This window comes from Clostridium sp. AM49-4BH, assembly GCF_003478335.1.
In the GTDB taxonomy this organism is placed as follows: Bacteria; Bacillota; Clostridia; order Lachnospirales; family Lachnospiraceae; genus Butyribacter.
Genome location: NZ_QUFB01000004.1, coordinates 88424 through 112371 on the forward strand (window position 1 = coordinate 88424; position 23948 = coordinate 112371).

Consider the following 23948-nt stretch of genomic DNA (forward strand, 5'->3'; position numbering starts at 1 on the left):
CAAATATGAATTATCATGTAATGACATTATTTCCGGATATGATCACCAATGCGATGTCAGAGAGCATTACCGGCAGAGCATTAAAAGCAGGCTATTTGGCGCTGGAAGCTGTCAATATTCGAGATTTTGCGGATAATAAACACAACAGGGTAGACGATTATCCATACGGCGGGGGCGCCGGAATGGTTATGCAGGCAGAACCGGTATACCGCTGTTATGAGGATATTATGACAAGGATCCGGGAGCAGGGCGGATCAGCAGCTGCGAAGGTGATCTATCTGACACCGCAGGGAAAGGTCTTTGACCAGCAGATGGCAAAAGAGTATGCCAAAGAGGAAGATCTGATCTTTCTGTGTGGTCATTATGAAGGGATAGACGAACGCGTGTTGGAACGGATCGTTACAGATTATGTTTCCATTGGAGATTACGTATTAACCGGTGGGGAACTTCCGGCATTAGTGATGATGGATACGATCTCCAGATTGGTTCCGGGTGTACTAAACAATGATATGTCGGCAGAAACAGAATCTTTCTCGGAAGGGTTGTTAGAATACCCACAGTATACAAGACCGGCAATATGGAGAGATGAAGCGGTTCCAGAGGTGTTACTGTCGGGCCATCATAAGAAATTGCAGGAATGGTATCGACGTGAGTCGGTCATTCGGACAGCTAAGCGGCGTCCGGATATGTTAATGCAGGCACAGTTATCAGAAGAGGAAAAGGAATTGGCAGAGCAATATGCAGACTTGGAATAAAAGACGCTTGATAAATACGTTAGCTATTTTTATAATAGCCGGAGTTATGGTGTATCTGATCGGGAGTGGTCATTTGCCGCGGAAGCAGCAGAATGAGACCAAGAATATACAAGGATTTGCGTTTGATACGACCTATCAGATCACGATCTATCAAGGCGGCACGAAAAAGACACTGCAAAAGTGTGTGTCGGAATGTAGTTCCTACGAAAATGTGATCAGTCGGACGAAGGAAACCAGTACTGTGTACCGGATCAATGCTTTGTCAAAGAAGTATGAGGAGCTTCTTCCGGGCAAATTGTGTCAGTCTTTGCAAAAAGGACAAACGATCATGTTGTCTAAACAGCAGAGAACAGAGTATGAGACGAAACTGAAGCAGGCATTGCCGGAAGCGTACACAGAGCTTGCTTGCCATGTTAGTTCCGATGGAAGCATATCTTTTCAGGTAAATGATACGCTGCAAAAACTGGTGAATTATTCGTTCAAATATGGTAAACTGTCTAAAGGATGTTTTACGATGGGAATAGAGCCTGTTAGCAGCTTATGGGATTTTTCGACAGATCAGCCAACTGTGCCACAGGACGCGGAGATTCGCAAGGCGCTGACCTATGTGGGAGATGAGCATATTCGTTTGCATAATGATCGATTATCGTTTTTGGTGCCCGGCACCGGCATTGAATTTGGAGGAATCGCCAAAGGATATATAGCAGACCGCTTAAAAGATCTGTTGCGTCAGGATGGTGTGACATCAGCATTGATCGATCTGGGTGGAAATATATTATGTTTGGGCAATAAACCGGATGGAACTGCGTTTCGGATCGGAGTCAGACAACCGTTTTCAGATCGGGATGCAGTAATTGATACCGTAGCAGTGAAGGATCTCTCTGTGGTATCTTCCGGTATTTATGAGAGATGTTTTAAGCAGAACGGAAAATTCTATCATCATATATTGGATCCGTCTACCGGTTACCCGGTGGATAATACGTTGATGGCGGTGACAATACTTTCAAAAGCATCTGTAGATGGAGATGGATTGTCTACCACTTGTTTCGGCTTAGGTTTGGAGAAAGGGATGGAATTGATCGACTCTTTGGACAATGTCGAAGCGGTGTTTGTGACAAAGGATGAAAAAATGCATTATTCCAAGGGCTATGCGAAGTATCGTGCCACGCAGAAATAATGCGGAAAGGGGTCATAATGGAAGAAAATGGTTACACGAAAGCTCCGCAGGAGGGATATTATGTGCCGGAGGAGCCAAACCCGGGAATGGCAGTAGCCGGAATGATCTGTGGTATTTTATCGATCGTGTTATGTTGTTGCTCGCAGTATATCACATTGATTCTGGCCGTTGTAGGATTGGGATTATCCGGTTATGTACTGGCAAAGCAAAAGGCTGGTACCGGGATGGCAATTGCCGGGCTCGTATGCTCGATCTTTGGATTGCTTATTTCGGTTTGTCTGATCATCGTAAGTTTGTTTTTTGTGGCAAATCAGAACACTATTTTGAAGGAGATACAGCGGCTTTCAGCATTGTCTGGTTCTTTGAAGATATAAACATATATGGATAACAGTATGAAAGGCAGTGTATGAATGCACTGTCTTTTTTGGTATAGAAAATTGCTGTTGTATAGCGTGACAAAAGCAAGCGCTGGCTTTGCTTATTTGTGGCATATTCTGTTGTGCCGGTGCATAGATTGTGGTAGAAACCTTAGAGTAGCATGGCATATATTATGGAAGGGGAATGCCTGATGAGTGAATTTCAAGTATATAAAGATCTTGCTGAACGCACAGGAGGAGAGTTTTATCTGGGAATCTGCGGACCGGTGCGAACCGGTAAATCGACCTTTATCAAACGTTTTATGGAATTATTGGTCTTGCCGGAGATGGAACAGGAACACGAAAGACAACGTGCCGTAGATGAACTCCCACAGTCGGCTGCCGGCAAAACGATCATGACAACGGAGCCGAAATTTATTCCCAAAGAGGCGGCAAATGTTAAACTGTTTGGAGAAAATGAAGTTAAGATCCGCTTAATCGATTGCGTCGGTTACATAGTTAAGGGAGCAGAGGGACTTTACGAGGAACAAAATGAAAGAATGGTTATGACTCCTTGGTCAGAAAGTCCAATGCCTTTTACACAGGCTGCCGAATTTGGCACAAGAAAAGTGATTCATGATCATTCAACGATCGGCATTGTTGTGACAACTGACGGCTCTTTTGGGGATTTGCCAAGAGAGGCATTTGAAGATCCGGAGAAACGAACGATCCAGGAGTTGACAGCGATAGGAAAACCATTTGTGGTACTTGTAAATTCGGCAAAACCTTATGGTTCAGAGACCGCAGCATTGGTGGAAAAACTGGAGCAGACATATCATGCGGTCGCTATGGCTGTCAATTGTAACCAGCTTCGCCGGGAGGACGTTCTTGCAATTTTAGAAAAAATCCTGTCTTCTTTTCCGGTACGTCAACTAGCCTTTCATTTGCCAAAATGGGTAGAGATGCTGCCGCAGGATCATTGGCTGAAGCAGGAACTGGTGCAAAAAGTTCGTATGATTTTGGGTGGGATCAGCAGACTGTGTGATGTGACAGCCGCCAATCTGGCGATCACCAGTGATGCGATCAAGGGGTTTCGGATTGGCCGGATCGGTATGGAAAACGGAGAAGTCCGGATCGACACATTATTTGATGATGGAAGATATTATCAGATACTTAGTGAATTGGTCGGGACACAGATAGATGACGAGTATCAACTGATCCATTTGCTGCGAGAATATGCTGACAATCATGCAGAGATCGACAAACTGAAAAATGCGTGGGAGGAAGTACACCGTAAGGGGTACGGCGTTGTGACACCATCGGTAGATGAGATTGAGATTGATCAACCGGAACTGATCAAGCACGGCAGTAAGTATGGTGTGAAACTTCGAGCTGTCAGCCCATCTATTCATTTGATACAGGCCAATATCGAGACAGAGATAGCCCGATCGTTGGTACGCAGGAACAGGCCAATGACTTGATTGCCTACATTGCAGATCAGCATGGGGAGGATGATGAAAAAGGTATATGGGATACCAATATCTTTGGAAAAACCGTCCGTCAATTGGTTGAAGAGGGGATGGATACGAAAGTGGATCGACTGGGAGATGAGAGTCGTATCAAATTGCAGGAAACCATTCAAAAAGTGGTCAATGATGGAAATGGCGGACTGGTGTGCATCATTATTTGACAATTTCTTAACAGTTTGTTATACTTCGTAATATATTTGTAACAATTATACAAAATAAATAACAGAAATACTTTCTACGACCGTCTGCGTTGCAGGCGGTCGATGGAGAAATAAGGATCCTGTGTGTTTGTTGCAGACAGGATCATGAGAATATGGAGGATAACATGGATAAGAATAAATTACATGTAGTGATCGGAATGGCAGTTGCATCCTTGGGTGTCATCTGTCTGGGACATGTTGTTTCAGCGGGTAATGATTGGAGTAAACAGACGGAAAAGCCATTGGCAGGATTAGCGGTATCTTTTGATAAATATTGCGAAGATGCTCTGCAGGATATGGAACTTGAGGAGGCGTCAGAAGTACTTACTAAGGTACCGGAGCAGGACAAGGCTGAGGGTGTGGCACAGACTAACGCTGTTGTACAACAGACCGGCACTTCCGGTCAGTCTGCACAGAGTACGACAGTACAGGCGACGGTGACAGCAACACCTGCACAGAGTACGACAGTACAGGCGACGGTGACAGCAACACCTGCGCCGAAGAAGATCAAGCTGAATCTTGTGTATGATCGTTTGGGCGTGGTACAGGTCAAGAATTATGTGAATGTACGTAAAAGACCAAGTGAGAATGCTAAAATAGTCGGAAAGATGACAAATAATTCCGGTTGTCATGTATACAAGATCAAAAAGGGATGGGCTAAGATCGTATCCGGTGGTGTGAGAGGTTTTGTCAAAGCAAGTTATCTGATCACGGATGAGAAAGCGGAGGCAAAGGCTCAGAAAGTAGCAACATTGCGTGCAACGGTTACAACTGAAACGTTAAATGTACGTTATCTGCCGTCAACGAAGGCAAACGTATTTGACCAGATTTCAGCAGATGAGGATTATAAGATTACCAGAGAGACATTAACCAAAGGCTGGTTGGATGAATATATCCGCAAAAATGTGAAGAAGTCTCAGCTAAAGGGGATTGACAAAGAGAAAATGTATGCTGACCTGAATAATTGGGTTATGATCGCTATTGATGACGACAGAGCATTTGTATCGAAAGATTTTATTAAGATGACTTACAATCTGAATCGTGCCGTTTCGATCAAAGAAGTAGGTCAGAGTAAAAAGTCCGGCAAAAAGGGCGGCAGTCGATCACAGGATAGAGACAGTGGAAGCTCTTCAGGAGCATCTTCCTTGATCTCCTATGCAATGCAGTTCTTGGGCAATCGTTATGTATATGGTGGTACAAGCCTTACGAGCGGAACAGATTGCTCCGGCTTTACGATGCGTGTATTCCAGCGCTTTGGTCATTCACTGCCACGTACGTCCGGTGCACAGGCATCTGCGACTAGAAGCGTATCACAGGGAAGCGAAAGACCGGGAGATCTGTTCTTCTATGGAAGTGGACATGTCAGCCATGTAGCGATCTATATTGGAAACGGTCAGATCATTCATGCAAGTAACCCGAGCGATGGAATTAAGATTTCCAGTGCTTATTATCGTAAGCCGATCAAGATCGGACGTGTTTTATAAAAATGATGTTCCGGCGGAGAGATATCTTATGTATAACGGGTAGCTTAGTGCCTGCATTATACAATAATTCAAATTGGAAAGAGAGAGTTGCAATAAACTCTCTTTTTCTTTCGTAATTACATGTGGAGGTTTCAAAATGGACATAGGAATTAAAATCATTATCGCTGTAGTAGTAATTTTGGTGCTTATCGGGATCAAAATGGTCTGTGATGAAAAGGCGAGAAGGAAGCGGATGAGAGAGTTTTTGATCAACTCATGGGGAAAATCTGCAGATCGTAATTATTCGGAGGAACAGTGGAATGCTATTGTCAGCTATTATAAGGTGTTAGAAAAAAAGGCGGAGGAAAGCCAAAAGCATGAATTTGTGGACGATATTACCTGGAATGATCTGGATATGGATGAAGTGTATCAGGTGTGGAATCATACACGGACTTCGATCGGGGAAGAATATTTGTATGCAGCACTCCGTCGTCCGATTGCTTCAGATACAGAAATGGAAGAACGCGAGCGAGTAATCACATATCTGTTGGAGAATACACAGGAACGCATGTATTTACAGGAGGCGCTTGCAGAGATCGGCAAATTAGAACGAATGTCCGTGTATGATCATTTGGAATTAATACAGGATATGAAACCGATCGGGGCACTGCCTCATATATTGGCAGGTGTCTGTCTGGTCGGCGCTCTTATAGGCTGTGCCTTTGCACCGGAATTTATGGTGATCGCCAGTATTGCGATCATGGGTGGAAATATTATATCGTATTATCAGGCTAAGGCAAAGGTGGACAGTTATATACGGCTGTTTACGTTTATACTGCATATGGTAGAGCAATGCGAGGGCGTTGCGAGGAAGAAGATTCCGGGTCTTGAAAAGTATCAGGATCAGCTAAAAAAGCAGACATCCTGTTTTGGAAAATACAGACGTTTCTGTTTTTTGGTGAATGGTGGAAGCGGGATGTCCGGAGATATTATGGATTCGTTGATGGACTATATAAGAATTTTGTTCCATGTAGATCTGGTCAAAATGTCGACAATGATCCGTGAGGCAAAAAAATACGAGCAGCAGTTGCGAATCATGTATGATACGATAGGATATTTAGATACGATGTTATCGACGGCATCTTGCCGTATTATGTATGGAGAATATTGTGTACCGCAGTTGTCACATCAGGCAAATGGAAAGTTTGCGGTAACTGAAATGTACCATCCGTTGATCCCGGAGGGAGTCAGAAATTCTATTACGGCAGAGCGCAGTGTGTTATTGACGGGATCGAATGCATCGGGAAAATCAACGTTTATCAAGACAGTAGCACTCAATGCGATCTTAGCGCAGACATTGCATACGGTTTTAGCGGAGAATTATCAGGCTTCGTGGTTTTGTATCGCCTCGTCCATGGCGCTGCGAGATGATATATTAAGTCAGGAAAGTTATTATATTGTGGAGATCAGATCGTTAAAACGAATCTTAGATCTGACAAGATTATCGGAATTGCCGGTGCTTTGCTTTATCGATGAGGTACTTCGAGGAACCAATACAGTCGAAAGAATCGCTGCTTCCAGCCGGATCTTGCAGGCAATAGCAGAACAGGGCGGATTATGTTTTGCAGCCACGCATGATATTGAACTGACGTATTTATTAGAGAAAGAATACGATAATTATCACTTTGAAGAACAGGTGGAAGATGATAAAGTGACGTTTGATTATTGCTTGCGCGAAGGTCGTGCCTGCACAAGAAATGCGATCCGGTTGCTAAAAATGCTTGGGTATGATGAGAAGATCGTAGACGATGCCAACGAGCGCGTTGCTTTATTTTTGAAATCTGGTAATTGGGTGTCATCCCATTAAGGTGGCAGGTAACCGGTTGCCATTATATTGAGCAGACAGAAATTTGTGGCAATTTTAACTATAGAGCGTTGAATTGGTAGTTATGTCGGGATAAGGGTATATCTTTCTTGTTTCGTGGGAAAATGGTACTAAGACATCTAATACGGTCCAAACAGGGCAGTGATCTAAGTGTGGATGCTTAGTAAGGAGGAAACAAGAATGAGAAAACGCAGATTTTTATATTGGAGTGCGGCATTTGGAGCATTGACAGTCGTTGTGTTAATGAATTATTATTGTTATCGTGCAGCGATGGGAAAGTATACGCAGCTTAGCCGGTCATATCGTGAGGAGATTGCCGGAGCCGTACAAAAAGAAGTTTCTAAACAGGTCGAGGTCAAATTCGAAGATCTGTCAGAGGGGCTTCCGGTGGCAAACACAGAGGAAATGTTATCGGTTAATACGGTGTATCAGATTGAAAATTACGACAAAGTGAAAGACCAGACCACGACAGAATACGAAACGATTCCGGAGGAATTAGTTGGTTTTAACAGGGAAGAAGCAGATGGCTATTTCAAAAAGTATATGCAGAATCTTCCGGTGGAGGAGTTCTTAAATGGTTTGCAAAGTATAGGGATCACAACATTTTCGAAAGATCGGATCATTGTGCGAAAAATTTATGATCCTTCAAAAGTAAAATATCGTTATTATTTGATCGCAGTAGATGGAGAAGTGGTTGTCTATTATGGTGACCAGAAGACGGTTTATGAATATACCGGAATATCTACGGATACTTTGTCGAAAGAGGAGCAGATGTCATTAAAAAATGGCATTGAAGTAAAAGATGAAGATGCCTTATATGGCTTATTGGAAAATTATTCTTCATAAGAGCAGTAATAAAAGGAACAGGGAGGATGAAGATGCGAAGCATACCTGTACTTGTGGCGGGAGGCGGTGCGTCCGGAATGGTTGCAGCGATTGAGGCTGCAAAGCTGGGCGCTAATGTTACCGTGATCGAAAAGAAAAATAAACCGGGTAAAAAGATTTTAGCGACCGGGAACGGACGCTGCAATTTTACGAATCGAAATCAGGAAATATCCTGTTATCACAGCAGTGATGATACGTTAGTTCAAATGGTGCTACAGCGGTTTGATCACCAAAAAGTCATTGATTATTTTTGGGAAAGCGGTGTGATGTCAAAAGAACGTGATGGTTATTATTATCCGTTATCCGGGCAGGCGGCTTCGGTACGAGCTATGTTAGAGCGCGAGATGGATCGGTATAAGGTGGAGGTTCATTGTGACGAAACGTTGCAGCGGATCATTCCGAGAAAGGATCTGTCCGGTCAGAATATTACCGGTTATGAAGTACAGACGGACCGCGATAAATATCTTGTACGTAAACTGATATTAGCAGTTGGCGGCAGTGCGGCTCCTGCACAGGGTACGACCGGAGATGGTTATCGTATGCTGCAGGAACTTGGAGTGGCGATCGTACCGCCATTGCCGGCATTGACATCGATCGAACTCGATGATGCCTGCTGTAAATTATGGAGTGGTGTCCGAATTATGGGACAGGTCGAACTGTGGTGTGAGGGCAGCAGACTGGCAGAAGATATCGGAGAGATACAGATGGTTGCCAAAGGGATTTCCGGTATTCCGGTATTTCAGATCAGCGGAAGAGTTTCCCGCCTCTTGTACCAAGGAAAAGAACCCTATTTAAAACTTGATGTTATGCCGGATCATACCAAAGAACAGGTTATGGAAGAACTGTTGCGCCGGGTTAATACCTATGGAGTTGGAAGAAGTCTGGGGGATGTTTTGGACGGTATGCTTCCGGATAAATTAGCGAAAGCATTGTTGCAGGCATTGCATAAGAGCCCTGGAGATGGAGCTGAAATATTGCAGGAGGACAGATGGCGAAACGATCTGGCAGATCAGATCAAAGGCAAAAAATTACATATCCGGAAGGTGAGTGATTTCGACAAGGCGCAGGTTACAACCGGAGGCGTGGCTTTAAGCGAACTGCAGGCTGACACTTTGGAACTGATCAAGTATCCGGGAATATATGTTACCGGAGAACTGGCGGATGTTGATGGGATCTGTGGCGGCTACAATCTGCAGTGGGCTTGGTCTAGTGGACATTTGGCAGGGCAGAGTGCGGCGTGTGCATTAAAAACAAAGATAAGGAGTAGATCATGATACAGATCACACAGATAAAAGTACCGTTGGCCAAGGTACAACAGGAGGTGCCTGCCGAAGCACTTCGTCGTGGTATATTGACGGAGTCTGAATATGCATTGGTACGCAAGGCGGCGGCAAAGTTATTGCACCGCAAAGAATCACAATTGCGGGATTTGACGGTGAAACGGCGTTCCATCGATGCGAGGCATAAGGATGCAATCGTGTTCAGTTATACCGTGACGCTTTGTCTGGATGGCGAACATAAGCTGTTGCAGCAGAAAGCATTTCAATCGAAAGTTACTTTGGTGAAAGCATCAAAGCAAAGAAAAGTTGTTACCTTTGCAGATACGATCAGTGCTCCGGTTGTGGTCGGCATGGGACCGGCAGGTTTATTTGCTGCATTAGAGTTGGCGAGAGCCGGGTTAAAACCGGTTATTTTGGAGCGGGGAAGCGATGTCGATGTGCGAAGGCGCAAGGTGGATCATTTTTGGCAGACAGGAGAGCTGGATCCGGAATGTAATGTGCAGTTTGGGGAAGGCGGAGCCGGAACCTTTTCAGACGGCAAACTCAATACGATGGTAAAGGATCCTTCCGGCAGAAACCGAAAAGTGCTGGAATGTTTTGTGGCGCATGGAGCACCGGAAGAGATTTTGTATATGCAGAAACCGCATATCGGAACCGATAAACTTCGAGAGGTAGTACGGTCGATCCGGGAAGAGATCTTAGCGCTGGGCGCAACGGTGCATTTTGACACGCGTTTTGTGAGGTTTCTCTTGCAGGGGGACCGCATTTGTGGCGTGGAATATGAACAGGCGGGCAGAATTTCGCAGATGGCGTGTGAGACCGTGATACTTGCCACAGGACATAGTGCAAGAGATACGTTTATAGAGCTTAAAGAACAGGGCGTTGTTATGCAGCTAAGGCATTTGCTGTAGGCGTGCGGATGGAACATCCACAGGAGATGATCGGTTTATCGCAGTATGGAGAGGCGGCTAAGATTCTTCCACCGGCTTCATATAAACTGACCAATACAACATCGGATGGCAGAGGCGTGTATTCTTTTTGCATGTGTCCGGGAGGACAGGTTGTCAATGCCTCTTCGGAGTGTGGAAGGCTGGTAGTCAATGGTATGAGTGAATATGCCAGAGACGGAGCCAATGCGAACAGCGCCATTGTCGTAACGGTGGGACCGGAAGATTTTGGCGAGGGGCTGTTTGACGGTATGCAGTTTCAACGTCGGTTGGAACAGGCCGCCTATGAGCAGGGGCAAGGAAGGATTCCGGTACAGCTATTAGGGGATTTTCTACAGAACCGGGAAAGTACAGCACTTGGCGAAGTGACGCCGTGTCTGTGTGGGGAATATACGCTTACCAATGTGCGAAGTATTTTACCAAAAGAGATTGGCGATGCCATTGCGGAGAGCATTCCGCAGTTTGAAAGACGTATCCATGGATTTGGAAGAGCGGATGCGATCGTATCCGGCGTGGAGACGAGAACGTCATCTCCAATCCGCATTATACGGGATGATACGCTGCAGGCAAATTATGAAGGGGTTTACCCATGCGGTGAGGGTGCCGGTTATGCGGGAGGAATTACTTCGGCGGCGATGGATGGGCTGAAAGTGGCAGAACAGCTTCTGTTGCAATTGGGAGAAAAGAAGAAGTAACGGAAATTTCTCATACCGGAAGTTACTGTTTGAACAACATATGTGCAGCATATTTAGAGCAAAAGATCATAGAAAGGAATGTAGGAAAATATGGATGATAAGAAAATTGCAAGAATTAACGAATTGTATCACAAATCAAAATCAGAAGGATTGACGGCAGAAGAAAAGGCAGAACAGCAGAAATTGCGCAAAGAGTATATCGACTCCGTCAAAAATAATCTGCGTGCGCAATTAAACAATGTAACGATTGTCAATCCGGACGGAACGACAAGAGATCTTGGTAAGGAAATGGCAGCGAAAGAGAGAAAGAAGGGACATTAATTGACCAAGGAAGAGCTTCGTGGACAAATGCGTGCCATGCGTGCCGAACTAACAGGGGATAAGAGAGAGGCAGCAGAGCAGCAGGCAGTAGATCATATGATGGCTTTCTTACGTCAGAAGAGACCTCGCCGGTTCTATCCATTTGTGTCCTGCCGTACAGAGATCGATACACTTCAGTTATTGCAGAGAGTGTGGAAAGAACTGCCGGAAATAGCAGTGGCAGTGCCTCGCGTGGAAGGAAATCGGATGCAGTTTTATGAAGCAAGGGCAATGAACGATCTGCACAGAGGCGCCATGGGGATATTAGAGCCGGCTGGTGCGGAGCCGGTTCGGGCAGAAGATGGAGTTATGCTGGTGCCGGGGCTTGCTTATGATGAAAGAGGTTACCGGGTCGGGTATGGTGCCGGATTTTATGACCGCTACTTTGCGGAATATGGATTGTGTCAACCGAATGCCGGAGGAGTACTCAAGATCGGTTATGCATTTTCGTTTCAACTTGTGCAGCGGATGGAAGCACAGGAGCATGATGTTGCATTGGATGCGCTTATGACAGAAAAGGGAATAAATTTTTTCGGATAACACTTTACAGGCAATCGGTTTTGTGTTAATATGTGAAAGTTGTTAATACCGTCACTCAGAAAGTGGTCACTCCGTCCATTTCTTAGTGATTGGAGAAAATAATTGATAGGAGGATTTTATTATGATCAGTAAAGAGAAGAAAGCAGAAATCATCAAGACTTATGGACGTACTCCAGAGGATACAGGTTCACCGGAAGTACAGATTGCTATCTTAACAGAGCGTATCCGTGAGTTGACAGAGCACTTAAAGGTTAATAAGAAAGATCATCATTCCAGACGTGGTATGTTGAAGATGATCGGTCAGAGACGTAACCTTCTTGCATATCTTCAGAAGAAAGATCTTGAAGGATATCGTGCATTGATCGAGAAGCTTGGTCTTAGAAAATAATCAAAGTAATGGCTTGTATCGGCCGGTTGTGTATAGATTGCACAACCGGTTTTTTGCTGTTGCATATCATATGGTTCCATGATATAATTATACAGATAGTGTGCAGGCGGTTTCCGAGACTTCTGAAAAGATAATCTGAGCAGGTCGTTTTTTCAGTTGTTTCGGCTATGCCTGCATCCGGACGAGACAGGGAGTGTGCTGTGCCTGCCTTGTGCCGAGTATATTTTACAGCACGGAAATGAGGTTAATATATGTCATACAAGACTTATTCAATGGAGCTTGCAGGCAGAACTTTATCAATTGATATTGGACGAGTTGCTAAGCAGGCAAACGGTGCAGCATTGATGCACTATGGAGACACAACTGTATTATGTACGGCTACAGCATCCGATAAGCCACGCGAGGGAATCGATTTTTTCCCATTGTCTGTAGAGTTTGAAGAGAAGATGTATTCCGTTGGAAAGATTCCGGGAGGATTTAATAAACGTGAAGGTAAGGCTTCTGAGAATGCAGTACTTACAGCACGTGTTATCGATAGACCAATGCGTCCGTTGTTCCCGAAGGATTACCGCAATGACTGTTCTTTGAACAATCTGGTACTTTCCGTAGATCCGGAGTGTCGTCCGGAGTTAGTTGCTATGATCGGTTCTGCAGTGGCAACAAGTATTTCTGATATTCCTTTTGCAGGTCCTTGTGCTACAACACAGATGGGACTTGTGGATGGTGAGTTTATCGTCAATCCAAATCAGGAGCAGTGGGATAACGGAGATCTGCGTTTGACCGTAGCTTCTACCCGTGAAAAAGTTATTATGATCGAAGCTGGTGCGAATGAGCTCCCGGAGGACAAGATGATCGAAGCGATCTATAAATGTCACGAAGTAAACCAGACGATTATTCAGTTTGTTGATCAGATCGTTGCTGAGGTCGGCAAGCCAAAACATGAGTATACAAGCTGTGCGATCCCTGAGGAGATGTTTGCAGCGATCAAAGAGATCGTTCCTCCGGCAGAGATGGAAGAGGCAGTATTTTCTGACGATAAGCAGACAAGAGAAGAAAATGTTCGTCTTGTAACTGAGAAGTTAGCAGAGGCATTTGCGGATAAAGAGGATTGGTTAGAGATCCTTGATGAGGCTGTATATCAGTATCAGAAGAAGACAGTTCGTAAGATGATCTTAGTAGATCACAAACGTCCGGATGGACGTGCGATCGATCAGATCCGTCCGCTTGCAGCAGAGGTTGATCTTGTACCGAGAGTACATGGCTCTGCGATGTTTACACGTGGACAGACACAGATCTGTACGATCACAACGCTTGCACCGCTTTCTGAGTGCCAGCGTGTTGATGGATTAGATCCAAATAAGACAAGCAAGCGTTATATGCATCATTATAACTTCCCGTCTTATTCTGTTGGTGAGACAAAACCTAGCCGCGGACCTGGACGTCGTGAGATCGGACATGGTGCATTGGCAGAGAGAGCTCTTGTTCCGGTACTTCCAAGTGAGGAAGAGTTCCCATATGCAATCCGTACTGTTTCTGAGACTTTTGAATCCAACGGATCAACTTCTCAGGCAAGTATTTGTGCATCTACAATGTCATTGATGGCAGCAGGTGTACCGATCAAGAAACCGGTTGCAGGTATTTCCTGTGGATTGGTAACCGGTGATACAGACGATGAATATCTGGTATTGACAGATATTCAGGGCTTAGAGGATTTCTTCGGTGACATGGACTTTAAGGTGGCAGGTACCAAAGATGGTATTACAGCGATCCAGATGGATATTAAGATTCATGGACTTACAAGACCGATCGTTGAGGAGGCAATTCGCCGCACACGTGAGGCAAGAATGTACATTTTGAATGAGGTTATGCTTCCGGCAATCGGTGCACCTCGTGAGAAAGTGGGCACATATGCTCCGAAGATCGTTCAGATTCAGATCGATCCGCAGAAGATTGGCGATGTTGTTGGTCAGCGTGGTAAGACGATCAATACATTGATCGAGCGTACCGGTGTGAAGATCGATATTACAGATGACGGTTCCGTTTCTGTTTGTGGCGAAGATGAAGCGATGATGCAGGAGGCAATTCGCTTGATCCAGATCATCACAACAGATTATTATGAGGGACAGATCTTAGAGGGTGATGTTGTCAGCATCAAGGAGTTCGGTGCATTTGTTGAGTTCGCTCCGGGCAAAGAAGGAATGGTTCACATTTCTAAGATTGCAAATGAGCGTATCAATCATGTTGAGGATGTTCTTACCCTTGGAGATCATGTAAAAGTGGTATGCTTAGGTAAGGATAAGATGGGACGTACCAGCTTCAGCATTAAAGATGTAAAAGATCAGTTATAATCTTTTATTTATGCAGTAGATTGTAAGGATTGTCATAGGATGTTCGTATGGCAATCCTTTTTCTATAGTTGAGGAGAAACGAAGATGGATACAAAATCTCATAAAATTGCAGGCGTAGGAGTGTTAGTGGCTCTTGCTATGGTCCTTAGCTATTTGGAATCATTGATACCTATATCATTAGGTATTCCCGGAATTAAGCTTGGATTATCGAATGTGGTAACACTATTTGCGTTGTATCAGTTCGGTGGTGGGATAGCATTCGGAGTGGCTGTCTGCCGTATTGTACTATGTGGGGTCACTTTTGGCAGTTTGTCTACGATGCTGTATAGCTTTGCGGGGGGGGGTACTTAGTTTTGCAGTTATGTTTGTTTTGAAAAAAACAGAAAAGTTTTCGATATATGGGATCAGCATTGCCGGCGGCGTGATGCACAATGTCGGGCAGCTTTTGGTTGCGGCATACGTGATGCAGACTGCAAAAATTATTTATTATATGCCGGTTCTTCTTGTTGCCGGGACTCTGGCAGGTGCGGCAATTGGCATATTAGGAGCGAGGATCTATCGCAGGATCGATACATAAACACAAGAACCGTATAATAGAAATCTGTTTGGCGCATACTACAAGAGACGAAACAGAAAAGTGAGGTGTGTGCAGATGGACGAGGTACTAAAAGAATATGGAATGCGTTTGCTGGTGAATGAAGAGACGGGGGTGAGAATGCAGCTGGTCTCGATCATTGGAGAGATTGAAGGACATGAATCGGCTTCCAGCCAGACCAAAACGACAAAATATGAGCATATGCTCCCGATCTTGGCGTCGTTAGAGCAGAGTGACAAATTGGATGGCATATTATTTTTGATCAATACGGTAGGTGGAGATGTGTCCTGTGGACTTGCGTTGGCAGAGATGATCGCCGGTTTATCCAAGCCAACAGTAGCGCTTGTTGTGGGAGACAGCCATTCGATCGGAGTGCCATTGTCAGTTGCGGCAGATTACACAGTGATCGCCCCATCGGCGACAGTGATCATTCATCCGGTACGCATGAGCGGAATGGTGCTTGGAGCACCGCAGACATATGAGTATTTTCGTTTGATACAGGAACGGATCACCGGATTCATTGCCGCCCATTCTAACGTGAGTGAGGATACGATCGAACAGTGGATGATCACTCCGGGTATATTGAGCAGAGATCTGGGCACAATCTTGGTCGGCAGGCAGGCGGTAGAGGCAGGCTTGTATCAATGTGTGGGCGGTATTCATGAAGCACTGCAGGAATTGCAGCAGCGCATTGCCAAAAACAGAACAGACATTTGCAGTTGATATGAGGGTATGCTATAATGAGCTATAAGACGGCTCATTATAGTAGTTTACATAACCCGTTGTGTTCAGGTGCGCAGAGCGCGGGGGAAGCTGTAAAGATTGCGTACAGAAATGAGGATGGATATGCCAGTTTGGAAGGGGATTATATTAGGTATTGTTCAGGGACTTGCAGAGTTTTTACCAATAAGCAGTTCCGGGCATTTGGTTATTTTGAAAGAGATCATGCACATAGACTTAGAGGGCGGTGGCCTTTTCTTTGATGTTATGCTGCATTTTGGAACATTATTTGCTATTTTTGTAGCATTCCGACATGATATTTTGAAGATGATCGTGGAAGGATTACATATTGTAGGAGACGTATTTGCAAATATCGGAATTTGGTTCTCAGGATTTCGTGGGAATGAGCGTCATTATCACAAAATTGTTCGGACAGCTTATCGAAAGTTTGTTATGTTAGTGATCGTGTCTACGATTCCGACAGGCGTGATCGGCATCTTATTTAAGGATACGGTGGAACTTGCAGGAACTATGTTGATCGTTCCGGGCATCTGTCTGTTGATCACTTCTGTATTTTTGGTTATTGCAGATTATGCAGATGAAGGAACAAAACGACCAAGAGAGGCGTCGTATGTCAATGCAGGATTGATCGGTGTTGCACAGGGAATCGCAACAATGCCGGGGCTGTCGCGTTCCGGAACGACGATCACAGCTTGTCTGCTTTGCGGTTTTGAAAAGAAGTTTGCTGTGAAATATTCTTTTATTATGTCGATCCCGGCTGTTTTAGGCGCGGTCGTGTTGGAGTTAAAAGATGTTGCTAAGGCTCCACTGCAGGCGTCAGCAGTACCGGCATGTGCAGTGGCGACAGTTATTTCCGCAATAGTAGGATATTTGTCAATCTGCATTATGATGCGTTTGATACAGGGAAAGAAATATAAAATATTTGCAGTTTATTGTGCGATCGTAGGACTGATCACGGTCGGCTATGGAATATTCAGATAATTGGAGGAGTGTCATGGCAGCAAAGACATCTGCGGCAAAGAAAAAGGCAGGCAGCGGAGGGCGAAGTGCCAAAAAAACGCCAAGCGGAGTAAAGGCAGTACATAGTACCAAGCCGTCTGGCAGGACAACGTCTAAAACGACGGCTCACAAGAAGAATGGAAGCGGCAGTACATCGAAAGCGAGTCGCACCGGGACGAATACATATCGTCGACGCACGATTGAAGAAATGAACGAGTATCAGGACCATATCGCATTTGAGCAGGGAATGACGATTTTGCTCAATTGTGCTGTGTTAGTGCTATGCTATGTGAGTTTCTTTGGGCTTGCCGGACAATTTGGAGCGGTAATAAAAAACATCTTTATGAAATTATTTGGCTGGACGGCATGGATGATTCCGATGGCAATCGTTCTTGCTGTTATTTTTTCGATCGTAAATCCGGGAGACAAACGCGTACCGCGCAGAATTGCCAGTGGTACGGTAATCGTGTTGGCGTTAATGGGATTGACGGGCAGTGGTATTGTTGGCAAATACATCGACTTAGGAGTATTCCGTGTACTGGGTGAAGTGGGTGGTTATTGCGTATTAGGCGCATTATTATTAGTTAGCATTTACATATTTTATGGAATTGAATGGATGGCAATGCTGCGCAAGCGAAATGCCTATTATCAGGAGATGGGAGAAGCCTATGAGGTGATCCGTCAAGAAGAAGATTACACGGAGCCATCTTACAAGGTTCGTCCACCGAAACGACGTAAGATATACTCGGATCATCAAATGCAGTCTGTCAATTTGCAGCAGATGAATGAGCAGATAGACCGAATGCAGGAAAAAGAACAGGAAAATCGCAAAAATACAAATACAACCAAAGAAAAAGCCGGAAAGCTGGAAGAGATATTACCGAGTGGGAAAAGTGTGCGTACGCAGGCGCAGGAACAGGAGTCGATAGAGCATCAAAAAGAGCAGCAGGAAGAACAGCATATGTCGGTGGAGCCATCTTCGGAGATTCCGATCTATCGTGAGGAACTGCGACGCAAGTTTGATAAACCGTTGTCGGAAACGATCACATCACCGTTACACGAGCAGCCTTCGACGCAGTCACTTGAGAGTTACATTGCGGAAACGAAGGAGAATATGACACAGGCAATGGCGATGACAGAGAAGGTTTCTGAAGAGCCGAAGAAACCGGCAAAGACAAGTCGGACAAACCGTAATAGTCAGAATAAAGCAGAACGTTCAACGACAAAATCAGAGAGCAGTACGGTGCGAGGAGGAAGTGGCGCTGTTTCTACCTATAACGCTGCGGAGATTGCAGATGCTTTTGCGTCCGGTAAGGAAAAAATGACTGCAAAGCAGAGTGAAGAACAGCATAAACCATATGAATTTCCTCCGGTGGAATTGCTTAGTGTTCCAAAGGAGATACCGGGAAGGGTCAGCGACAGTGAGCTTCGTGAGACAGCAGCCAGACTGCAGGATACGCTGCGCAGCTTTAATGTGAACGTGACGATGGGACCGGTCACCTGTGGACCAACCGTTACCCGCTTTGAAGTGCTCCCGGAACAGGGTGTCCGAGTAAATAAGATCACTAATCTTACCGACGATCTTAAGTTGAGTTTAGCGGCACCGAGTGTTCGTATTGAAGCACCGATCCCGGGAAAATCAGCGGTTGGAATTGAAGTGCCAAATCCGGAGCCAAGTCCGGTGTATTTTCGAGAATTATTGGAGGGCGATGATTTCCGTAAGGCAAAATCGCCGGTTACGTTTGCGGTTGGTAAAGATATTGCCGGTAAACGCATTATGACGGATATTGCCAAGATGCCGCATTTATTGATCGCCGGAGCGACCGGTTCCGGTAAATCAGTATGTATCAATACGCTGATCATGAGCATTTTGTATAAGGCAGATCCATCTGATGTCAAGCTGATCATGATTGACCCGAAAGTGGTAGAGCTTAGTGTATATAATGGAATCCCGCATTTGTTCTGTCCGGTTGTGACGGATCCACGCGAAGCGGCATCTGCGCTTAATTGGGCGGTGCGGGAGATGATGGAACGATACAATTTATTCAAAGAACTGGGAGTACGTAATATTTCCGGTTACAATCAAAAGATCAAGACAGTAGAGGATCCGGAAAAAGCAGGATATTCCAAAATGCCATCGTTAGTTATCATTGTTGACGAGTTTGCTGATCTGATGATGGTTGCTTCTAAAGAAGTGGAGGATGCGGTGTGCAGACTGGCTCAGTTGGCACGTGCAGCGGGAATCCACTTAGTATTGGCAACACAGCGACCATCGGTAAATGTCATCACCGGTGTTATCAAAGCGAATATTCCATCGAGAATTGCATTCTCGGTATCATCAGCCATTGACTCCAGAACGATACTGGACAAAGGTGGAGCAGAGAAACTGCTTGGTAAAGGTGATATGTTATTTTTCCCATCGGGAGAATCGGAGCCGGTACGTGTGCAGGGCGCATTTGTTTCGGATAAAGAAGTCAGCGATGTGGTTGAATTTCTATGTGAGGCAAATGAAGAGCCGGAATACAATCATGAGGTGACAGCAATTACGGAAGAGTCGGATGGCACAGTGACAGAAGCCGTATCCGAAAAACCGGATGTTGATGAGTATTTTGCCGATGCAGGACGTTTTGTTATTGAATCAGAGCGTGCGGCAGCAGGACAATTACAGCGTCGTTTTTCAATAGGATTTAATCGTGCAGGACGCATTATTGACCAATTGCATCAAGCAGGAGTAGTCGGTCCGGCAGAGGGCACTAAGCCTAGAAAGGTATTGATGACGATGGAGCAGTTTGAGGCATATCTGTCAGGAGGCGATGCAGCAACAGAAGCAGATGAGCTGGAAGCTTATGCACAGGAACTTTCTGCAAGTGATATGTTAGAAAATCCGGAGCATGTGATCTCGGAAGAGCAAGATCCATTACAAGGGATGGTAGATGATCTGGAGGAGCATGGAGTATGATAGCGACAAAAAATATCCGGGGATTGTTGGTGACAAATGCGTTTCTAAAAAACGGTAAATTTGTCGAGCATTATGAGTGGCTGCGGGAAGCTGCAAGGCAGCAGGAAATACGGCTGGATCTGTGCGATAATGCTATGCTTCATGCAATCTATGGAATGGAATCTGATGAGGCAAAGTTAGCGTCATATTCGTTTATTATTTTTTGGGACAAAGACATACGTTTGGCAAAATGGATGGAGCGTTATTGTCAAAAACGGGGGATCCCGATCTTTAACACGCCTGAGGCGGTTGCGGCTTGTGACGATAAGAGTGAAACTTTTCGGTTGCTAACAGAGGCATCGGAGGAGGCGTTTTCCTTGATACCATCTGTTGTTGCTCCCTTAACGTTTGCTGCTGTGGGTTATACAGATGTGGATTTTTTGTCTTCGATCGAGAAGCAGATAGGCTATCCGATGGTGATCAAAGAGTGCTTTGGGTCGTTTGGCTGGCAGGTTTATTTGGCAAAGGACCGGGAAGAGGCACTTAGGTATACGAAAAAATTGGCGGGCACCCCATTTTTATATCAAAAGTTTATTGCTGCGAGTGCAGGTGTGGACGTGCGTTTGCAGGTTGTAGGAACAGAAGTGGTAGCAGCAATGAAGCGTCGGTCAAAAACGGATTTCCGTGCAAATTTATCGAATGGCGGGCAGATGGAAGCTTATGAGCTTCGCAGGAAGAATGTGATCTTGCTGTTCGCGCAGTGCTTGCATTGGGGCTTGATTTTGCGGGCGTTGATCTGTTATTTGCAAGTGGTGAAAATAAAACGGCAAATATGATCTGTGAGGTGAATTCCAATGCACATTTTCGAAATATTGCAGAATGTACCGGGGTAAATACAGCAGACAAGATCATGCAGTATATTAAGCGTGTGTTGGAAGGAAAACAGGAGAGAAATCATAGAGGATGAATAAATGCAGCGCATAGGTTATATGATTTATGAAACAGCAGAAGGGGAGAAAAACCGTGGCTTTGTGTCTATGTTTGCACAGGCAGGAAAAGCCTATGGTCTGAGATTTTGCTTGGTGACAAAGGATCAGTACAAAACGTCCCCCTTGCCGGATTTTGTGATCAATCGGACCAGAGATCCTGAAGTCAGTCTGTTCTATGAATGTCATGGAGTTTTGGTATTTCATTCTAGTGATATCGTTCATACCGGGAATGATAAAGCGGTGACTTTGCAAAAACTCAAACAAAAGTGGTCAGCAAAGATCCCACTACAGATACCAAAAAGCACTGTGATCGATCTGACACAGTATGCGGTCGGACTGGCAGATATGACACAGGTATCCATTGAGGATGGGAAGAAGAATGCTTTTATCAAGCTGAAAAGGGAAGTATTGAAATGGCAGGACAAATGCGGTCTGATGGGACATAATGTAGTGCTTAAATCGGTTGGTGGACATGGCGGCAGCGAAGTATTTCTGGTATCTATGGAAGAATGGGATGAAGAAGAGAAAACACAGGAGAAACTGCAACCGCTTCTTAACCGAAAGTTGTTGTGCCAGGAATGGATAGACAGTGACAGCCGTGATATACGCATCTATGTTATAGGAGGACAGCCTTATGCAGCGGTACTTCGTCAGGGTTCCGGTGATTTTCGCTCGAACTATTCCCTGGGTGGGTCTGTGCGAGAGTATCCTCTGGACAATATGACAAAAGAGTTAGTCAGACAGTATATTATGGCGTTAGGAGGCAGTGCCTTAGCGTTTGTCGGAGTGGATTTTTTGTTAGAGAAGAATGGATGCATGGTATTTAATGAGTTAGAAGAAATGGTGGGATGCCGTATGTTGTACGCCTGCAGTGATCACGATATTGTGTCGGATTATGTAGGGTGGCTTGCCAAAAAACTATAAAAATGATAGGATAAAGATTAGTCACTTTTAGGGGACTATGAGGAGCAGGAGAAAGAGAATGGAGGATTTTGTACATGAAATCAGATATTGAAATCGCGCAGGCAGCCAATATGATTCCAATTTGGGAAGTGGCAGAACAGCTGAATATCCCGAAGGATGAATTAGAAATGTATGGTAAATACAAAGCAAAGCTTGGAGATGAGCTTTGGGATAGAGTAAAAGATAACCCGGATGGAAAGCTGATCCTAGTGACAGCGATCAATCCTACCCCGGCAGGAGAGGGCAAGACAACAACTTCCGTTGGTCTTGGACAGGCTATGGGTAAGCTTGGCAAAAAGGCAGTGATCGCACTTCGCGAGCCATCTCTTGGACCATGCTTTGGTATCAAAGGTGGAGCGGCAGGAGGCGGTAACGCCCAGGTAGTTCCGATGGAGGACTTAAATCTTCATTTTACCGGTGATTTTCATGCAATTACATCTGCCAATAACTTGTTGGCAGCCATGTTGGATAACCATATTAAGCAAGGCAATGCATTGCAGATCGATACGAATCAGATCGTGTGGAAACGCTGTATGGATATGAATGATCGTGTGCTTCGTAATATTGTGGTTGGTCTTGGACGTCCGGTAGATGGAGTTGTACGCGAGGATCATTTTATTATTTCTGTTGCCTCAGAAATCATGGCAATCTTATGTCTTGCGGATAATATGAAAGATCTGAAGGAACGTTTGTCTCGTATTATCGTAGCTTATAATTATGCCGGTGAACCGGTAACGGCAGGACAGTTAAATGCAGTAGGAGCAATGGCAGCGTTATTAAAGGATGCCATCAAGCCTAATATGGTGCAGACACTTGAAAATACACCGGCGTTAGTACATGGTGGCCCGTTTGCTAATATTGCACATGGCTGTAATAGTGTCCGTGCAACAAAGACAGGACTTAAATTAGCGGATTACGTCATTACAGAGGCTGGTTTTGGTGCAGATCTTGGTGCAGAGAAGTTTTTTGATATTAAGTGTCGTATGGCAGGCATGAAACCGGATGCAGTTGTATTGGTTGCTACGGTCCGTGCCCTGAAATATAATGGCGGCGTTGCCAAAGAAAAACTTGGTGAAGAGAATCTGGAAGCGTTAAAAGCAGGTATCGTAAACTTAGAGAAACATATTGAGAATGTTGCAAAGTTCAAGGTACCATGTGTAGTAACTTTGAACCGTTTTGTAACGGATACCGATGCAGAACTTCAGTACATTGAGCAGTTCTGTAAAGAAAGAGGCTGTGATTTTGCACTTTCCGAAGTATGGGAAAAAGGTGGAGAAGGCGGCATTGCTTTGGCAAAAGAGGTAATTCATACGCTGGAAACCAAAGAGAGCGATTTTACACCGTTATATGATACTGAGTTATCTATTCGGGAAAAGATCGAGAAGATTGCGAAAGAAATTTATGGCGCCGGCAAGGTTAATTATGCACCTGCAGCAGCGAAAGCAATTGACCGTTTAGAGAGTCTTGGGTATGGCGATACACCGATCTGTATGGCAAAGAATCAGTATTCGCTGTCTGATGATCCTAAGAAGTTAGGTCGTCCGGAAGGATTTGAGATTACGATACGTGAAGTGTATGTGTCCGCAGGAGCAGGATTTGTCGTTGCAATCACCGGTACGGTCATGACAATGCCGGGATTGCCACTTCATCCGGCGGCTGAGCGCATTGATGTAAACGAGGATGGTGTGATCACTGGTCTTTCCTAAAAGAAATGTAGTGGAATATATCGCACAACCGTAGTTTTTGATGATGTTACAAACATAATAGCAGCTAAAAAGGCTGTCCCTTTACCGAACATCTTGTGGAAAGGGGCAGCCTTTTTTGCTTTATAGGAAACTTCTCGTTTCCTATAAAGCAAAAAACGCTCCGCGAGGATGCGCATCTCGCGGAGAAGAAGTTAGCTGCAAACAGCACC

The 23948-nt window shown here is 44.9% G+C and carries 21 protein-coding genes and 1 pseudogene; all 22 read left to right on the top strand.

Annotation, left to right across the window (positions count from 1 at the left end):
• Positions 1–5 precede the first annotated feature (5 nt).
• The 22 genes and pseudogenes from trmD to DW981_RS02360 all read left to right on the top strand — a co-directional run bounded on the left by trmD (position 6) and on the right by DW981_RS02360 (position 23739).
• A complete protein-coding gene (gene trmD, locus DW981_RS02260) occupies positions 6–755 on the top strand; it encodes a tRNA (guanosine(37)-N1)-methyltransferase TrmD (RefSeq protein ID WP_022025758.1) in 750 nt (249 codons plus the stop codon).
• On the top strand, positions 739–1932 hold the full coding sequence (locus tag DW981_RS02265) for an FAD:protein FMN transferase (RefSeq protein WP_118506628.1): 1194 nt from the start codon (positions 739–741) through the stop codon (positions 1930–1932). The genes trmD and DW981_RS02265 overlap by 17 nt, the downstream gene beginning before the upstream one ends.
• Before the next feature lie 17 nt (positions 1933–1949).
• A complete protein-coding gene (locus DW981_RS02270; protein WP_118506629.1) occupies positions 1950–2306 on the top strand; it encodes a DUF4190 domain-containing protein in 357 nt (118 codons plus the stop codon).
• A gap of 194 nt (positions 2307–2500) precedes the next feature.
• Positions 2501–3978, top strand: a pseudogene (gene spoIVA, locus DW981_RS02275) (stage IV sporulation protein A).
• A gap of 164 nt (positions 3979–4142) precedes the next feature.
• Complete coding sequence (locus DW981_RS02280) at positions 4143–5501, top strand: SH3 domain-containing C40 family peptidase (protein WP_182434093.1); 1359 nt, start codon at positions 4143–4145, stop codon at positions 5499–5501.
• Positions 5502–5637: 136 nt separating this feature from the next.
• Positions 5638–7347, top strand: a complete 1710-nt coding sequence (locus tag DW981_RS02285; protein ID WP_118506631.1) for a hypothetical protein — start codon at positions 5638–5640, stop codon at positions 7345–7347.
• Between the two features lie 198 nt (positions 7348–7545).
• Complete coding sequence (locus DW981_RS02290; RefSeq protein WP_182434094.1) at positions 7546–8211, top strand: BofC C-terminal domain-containing protein; 666 nt, start codon at positions 7546–7548, stop codon at positions 8209–8211.
• A 32-nt stretch (positions 8212–8243) separates the two neighbouring features.
• On the top strand, positions 8244–9524 hold the full coding sequence (locus tag DW981_RS02295; RefSeq protein WP_182434095.1) for an aminoacetone oxidase family FAD-binding enzyme: 1281 nt from the start codon (positions 8244–8246) through the stop codon (positions 9522–9524).
• Positions 9521–10441: an FAD-binding protein gene (locus DW981_RS16045; protein ID WP_347474485.1), complete on the top strand. Its 921-nt coding sequence runs from the start codon at positions 9521–9523 to the stop codon at positions 10439–10441. The genes DW981_RS02295 and DW981_RS16045 overlap by 4 nt, the downstream gene beginning before the upstream one ends.
• An 8-nt stretch (positions 10442–10449) precedes the next feature.
• Complete coding sequence (locus tag DW981_RS16050) at positions 10450–11172, top strand: FAD-dependent protein (RefSeq protein WP_347474486.1); 723 nt, start codon at positions 10450–10452, stop codon at positions 11170–11172.
• 90 nt (positions 11173–11262) lie between these two features.
• Complete coding sequence (locus DW981_RS02305; protein ID WP_022025813.1) at positions 11263–11493, top strand: DUF896 domain-containing protein; 231 nt, start codon at positions 11263–11265, stop codon at positions 11491–11493.
• Complete coding sequence (locus tag DW981_RS02310) at positions 11494–12072, top strand: 5-formyltetrahydrofolate cyclo-ligase (RefSeq protein ID WP_118506634.1); 579 nt, start codon at positions 11494–11496, stop codon at positions 12070–12072.
• Positions 12073–12193: 121 nt separating this feature from the next.
• Positions 12194–12460 carry a 30S ribosomal protein S15 gene (gene rpsO / locus DW981_RS02315; protein ID WP_022025811.1) on the top strand — a complete coding sequence of 89 codons (267 nt, stop codon included), beginning with the start codon at positions 12194–12196 and terminating at the stop codon, positions 12458–12460.
• A 251-nt stretch (positions 12461–12711) separates the two neighbouring features.
• The gene (locus tag DW981_RS02320) at positions 12712–14808 is read left to right on the top strand and encodes a polyribonucleotide nucleotidyltransferase (protein ID WP_022025810.1); all 2097 of its coding nucleotides are present in this window, start codon (positions 12712–12714) and stop codon (positions 14806–14808) included.
• An 84-nt stretch (positions 14809–14892) separates the two neighbouring features.
• On the top strand, positions 14893–15159 hold the full coding sequence (locus DW981_RS16055) for a Gx transporter family protein (RefSeq protein ID WP_347474487.1): 267 nt from the start codon (positions 14893–14895) through the stop codon (positions 15157–15159).
• The gene (locus DW981_RS16060) at positions 15098–15385 is read left to right on the top strand and encodes a Gx transporter family protein (RefSeq protein WP_347474489.1); all 288 of its coding nucleotides are present in this window, start codon (positions 15098–15100) and stop codon (positions 15383–15385) included. The genes DW981_RS16055 and DW981_RS16060 overlap by 62 nt, the downstream gene beginning before the upstream one ends.
• Before the next feature lie 75 nt (positions 15386–15460).
• Positions 15461–16126, top strand: a complete 666-nt coding sequence (locus DW981_RS02330; RefSeq protein WP_022025808.1) for an ATP-dependent Clp protease proteolytic subunit — start codon at positions 15461–15463, stop codon at positions 16124–16126.
• 123 nt (positions 16127–16249) lie between these two features.
• Positions 16250–17125 (top strand): undecaprenyl-diphosphate phosphatase, encoded by an 876-nt coding sequence (locus DW981_RS02335; protein WP_118506635.1) that lies wholly within the window; start codon positions 16250–16252, stop codon positions 17123–17125.
• Positions 17126–17138: 13 nt separating this feature from the next.
• Positions 17139–20102, top strand: a complete 2964-nt coding sequence (locus DW981_RS02340; protein WP_182434096.1) for a DNA translocase FtsK — start codon at positions 17139–17141, stop codon at positions 20100–20102.
• Complete coding sequence (locus DW981_RS02345; RefSeq protein WP_118506637.1) at positions 20099–20917, top strand: RimK family alpha-L-glutamate ligase; 819 nt, start codon at positions 20099–20101, stop codon at positions 20915–20917. Before DW981_RS02340 ends, DW981_RS02345 begins: the two co-directional genes overlap by 4 nt.
• Positions 20918–21052: 135 nt before the next feature.
• On the top strand, positions 21053–21994 hold the full coding sequence (locus tag DW981_RS02355; protein ID WP_118506639.1) for an ATP-grasp domain-containing protein: 942 nt from the start codon (positions 21053–21055) through the stop codon (positions 21992–21994).
• 74 nt (positions 21995–22068) lie between these two features.
• Positions 22069–23739: a formate--tetrahydrofolate ligase gene (locus DW981_RS02360; RefSeq protein ID WP_118506640.1), complete on the top strand. Its 1671-nt coding sequence runs from the start codon at positions 22069–22071 to the stop codon at positions 23737–23739.
• Positions 23740–23948: the final 209 nt, after the last annotated feature.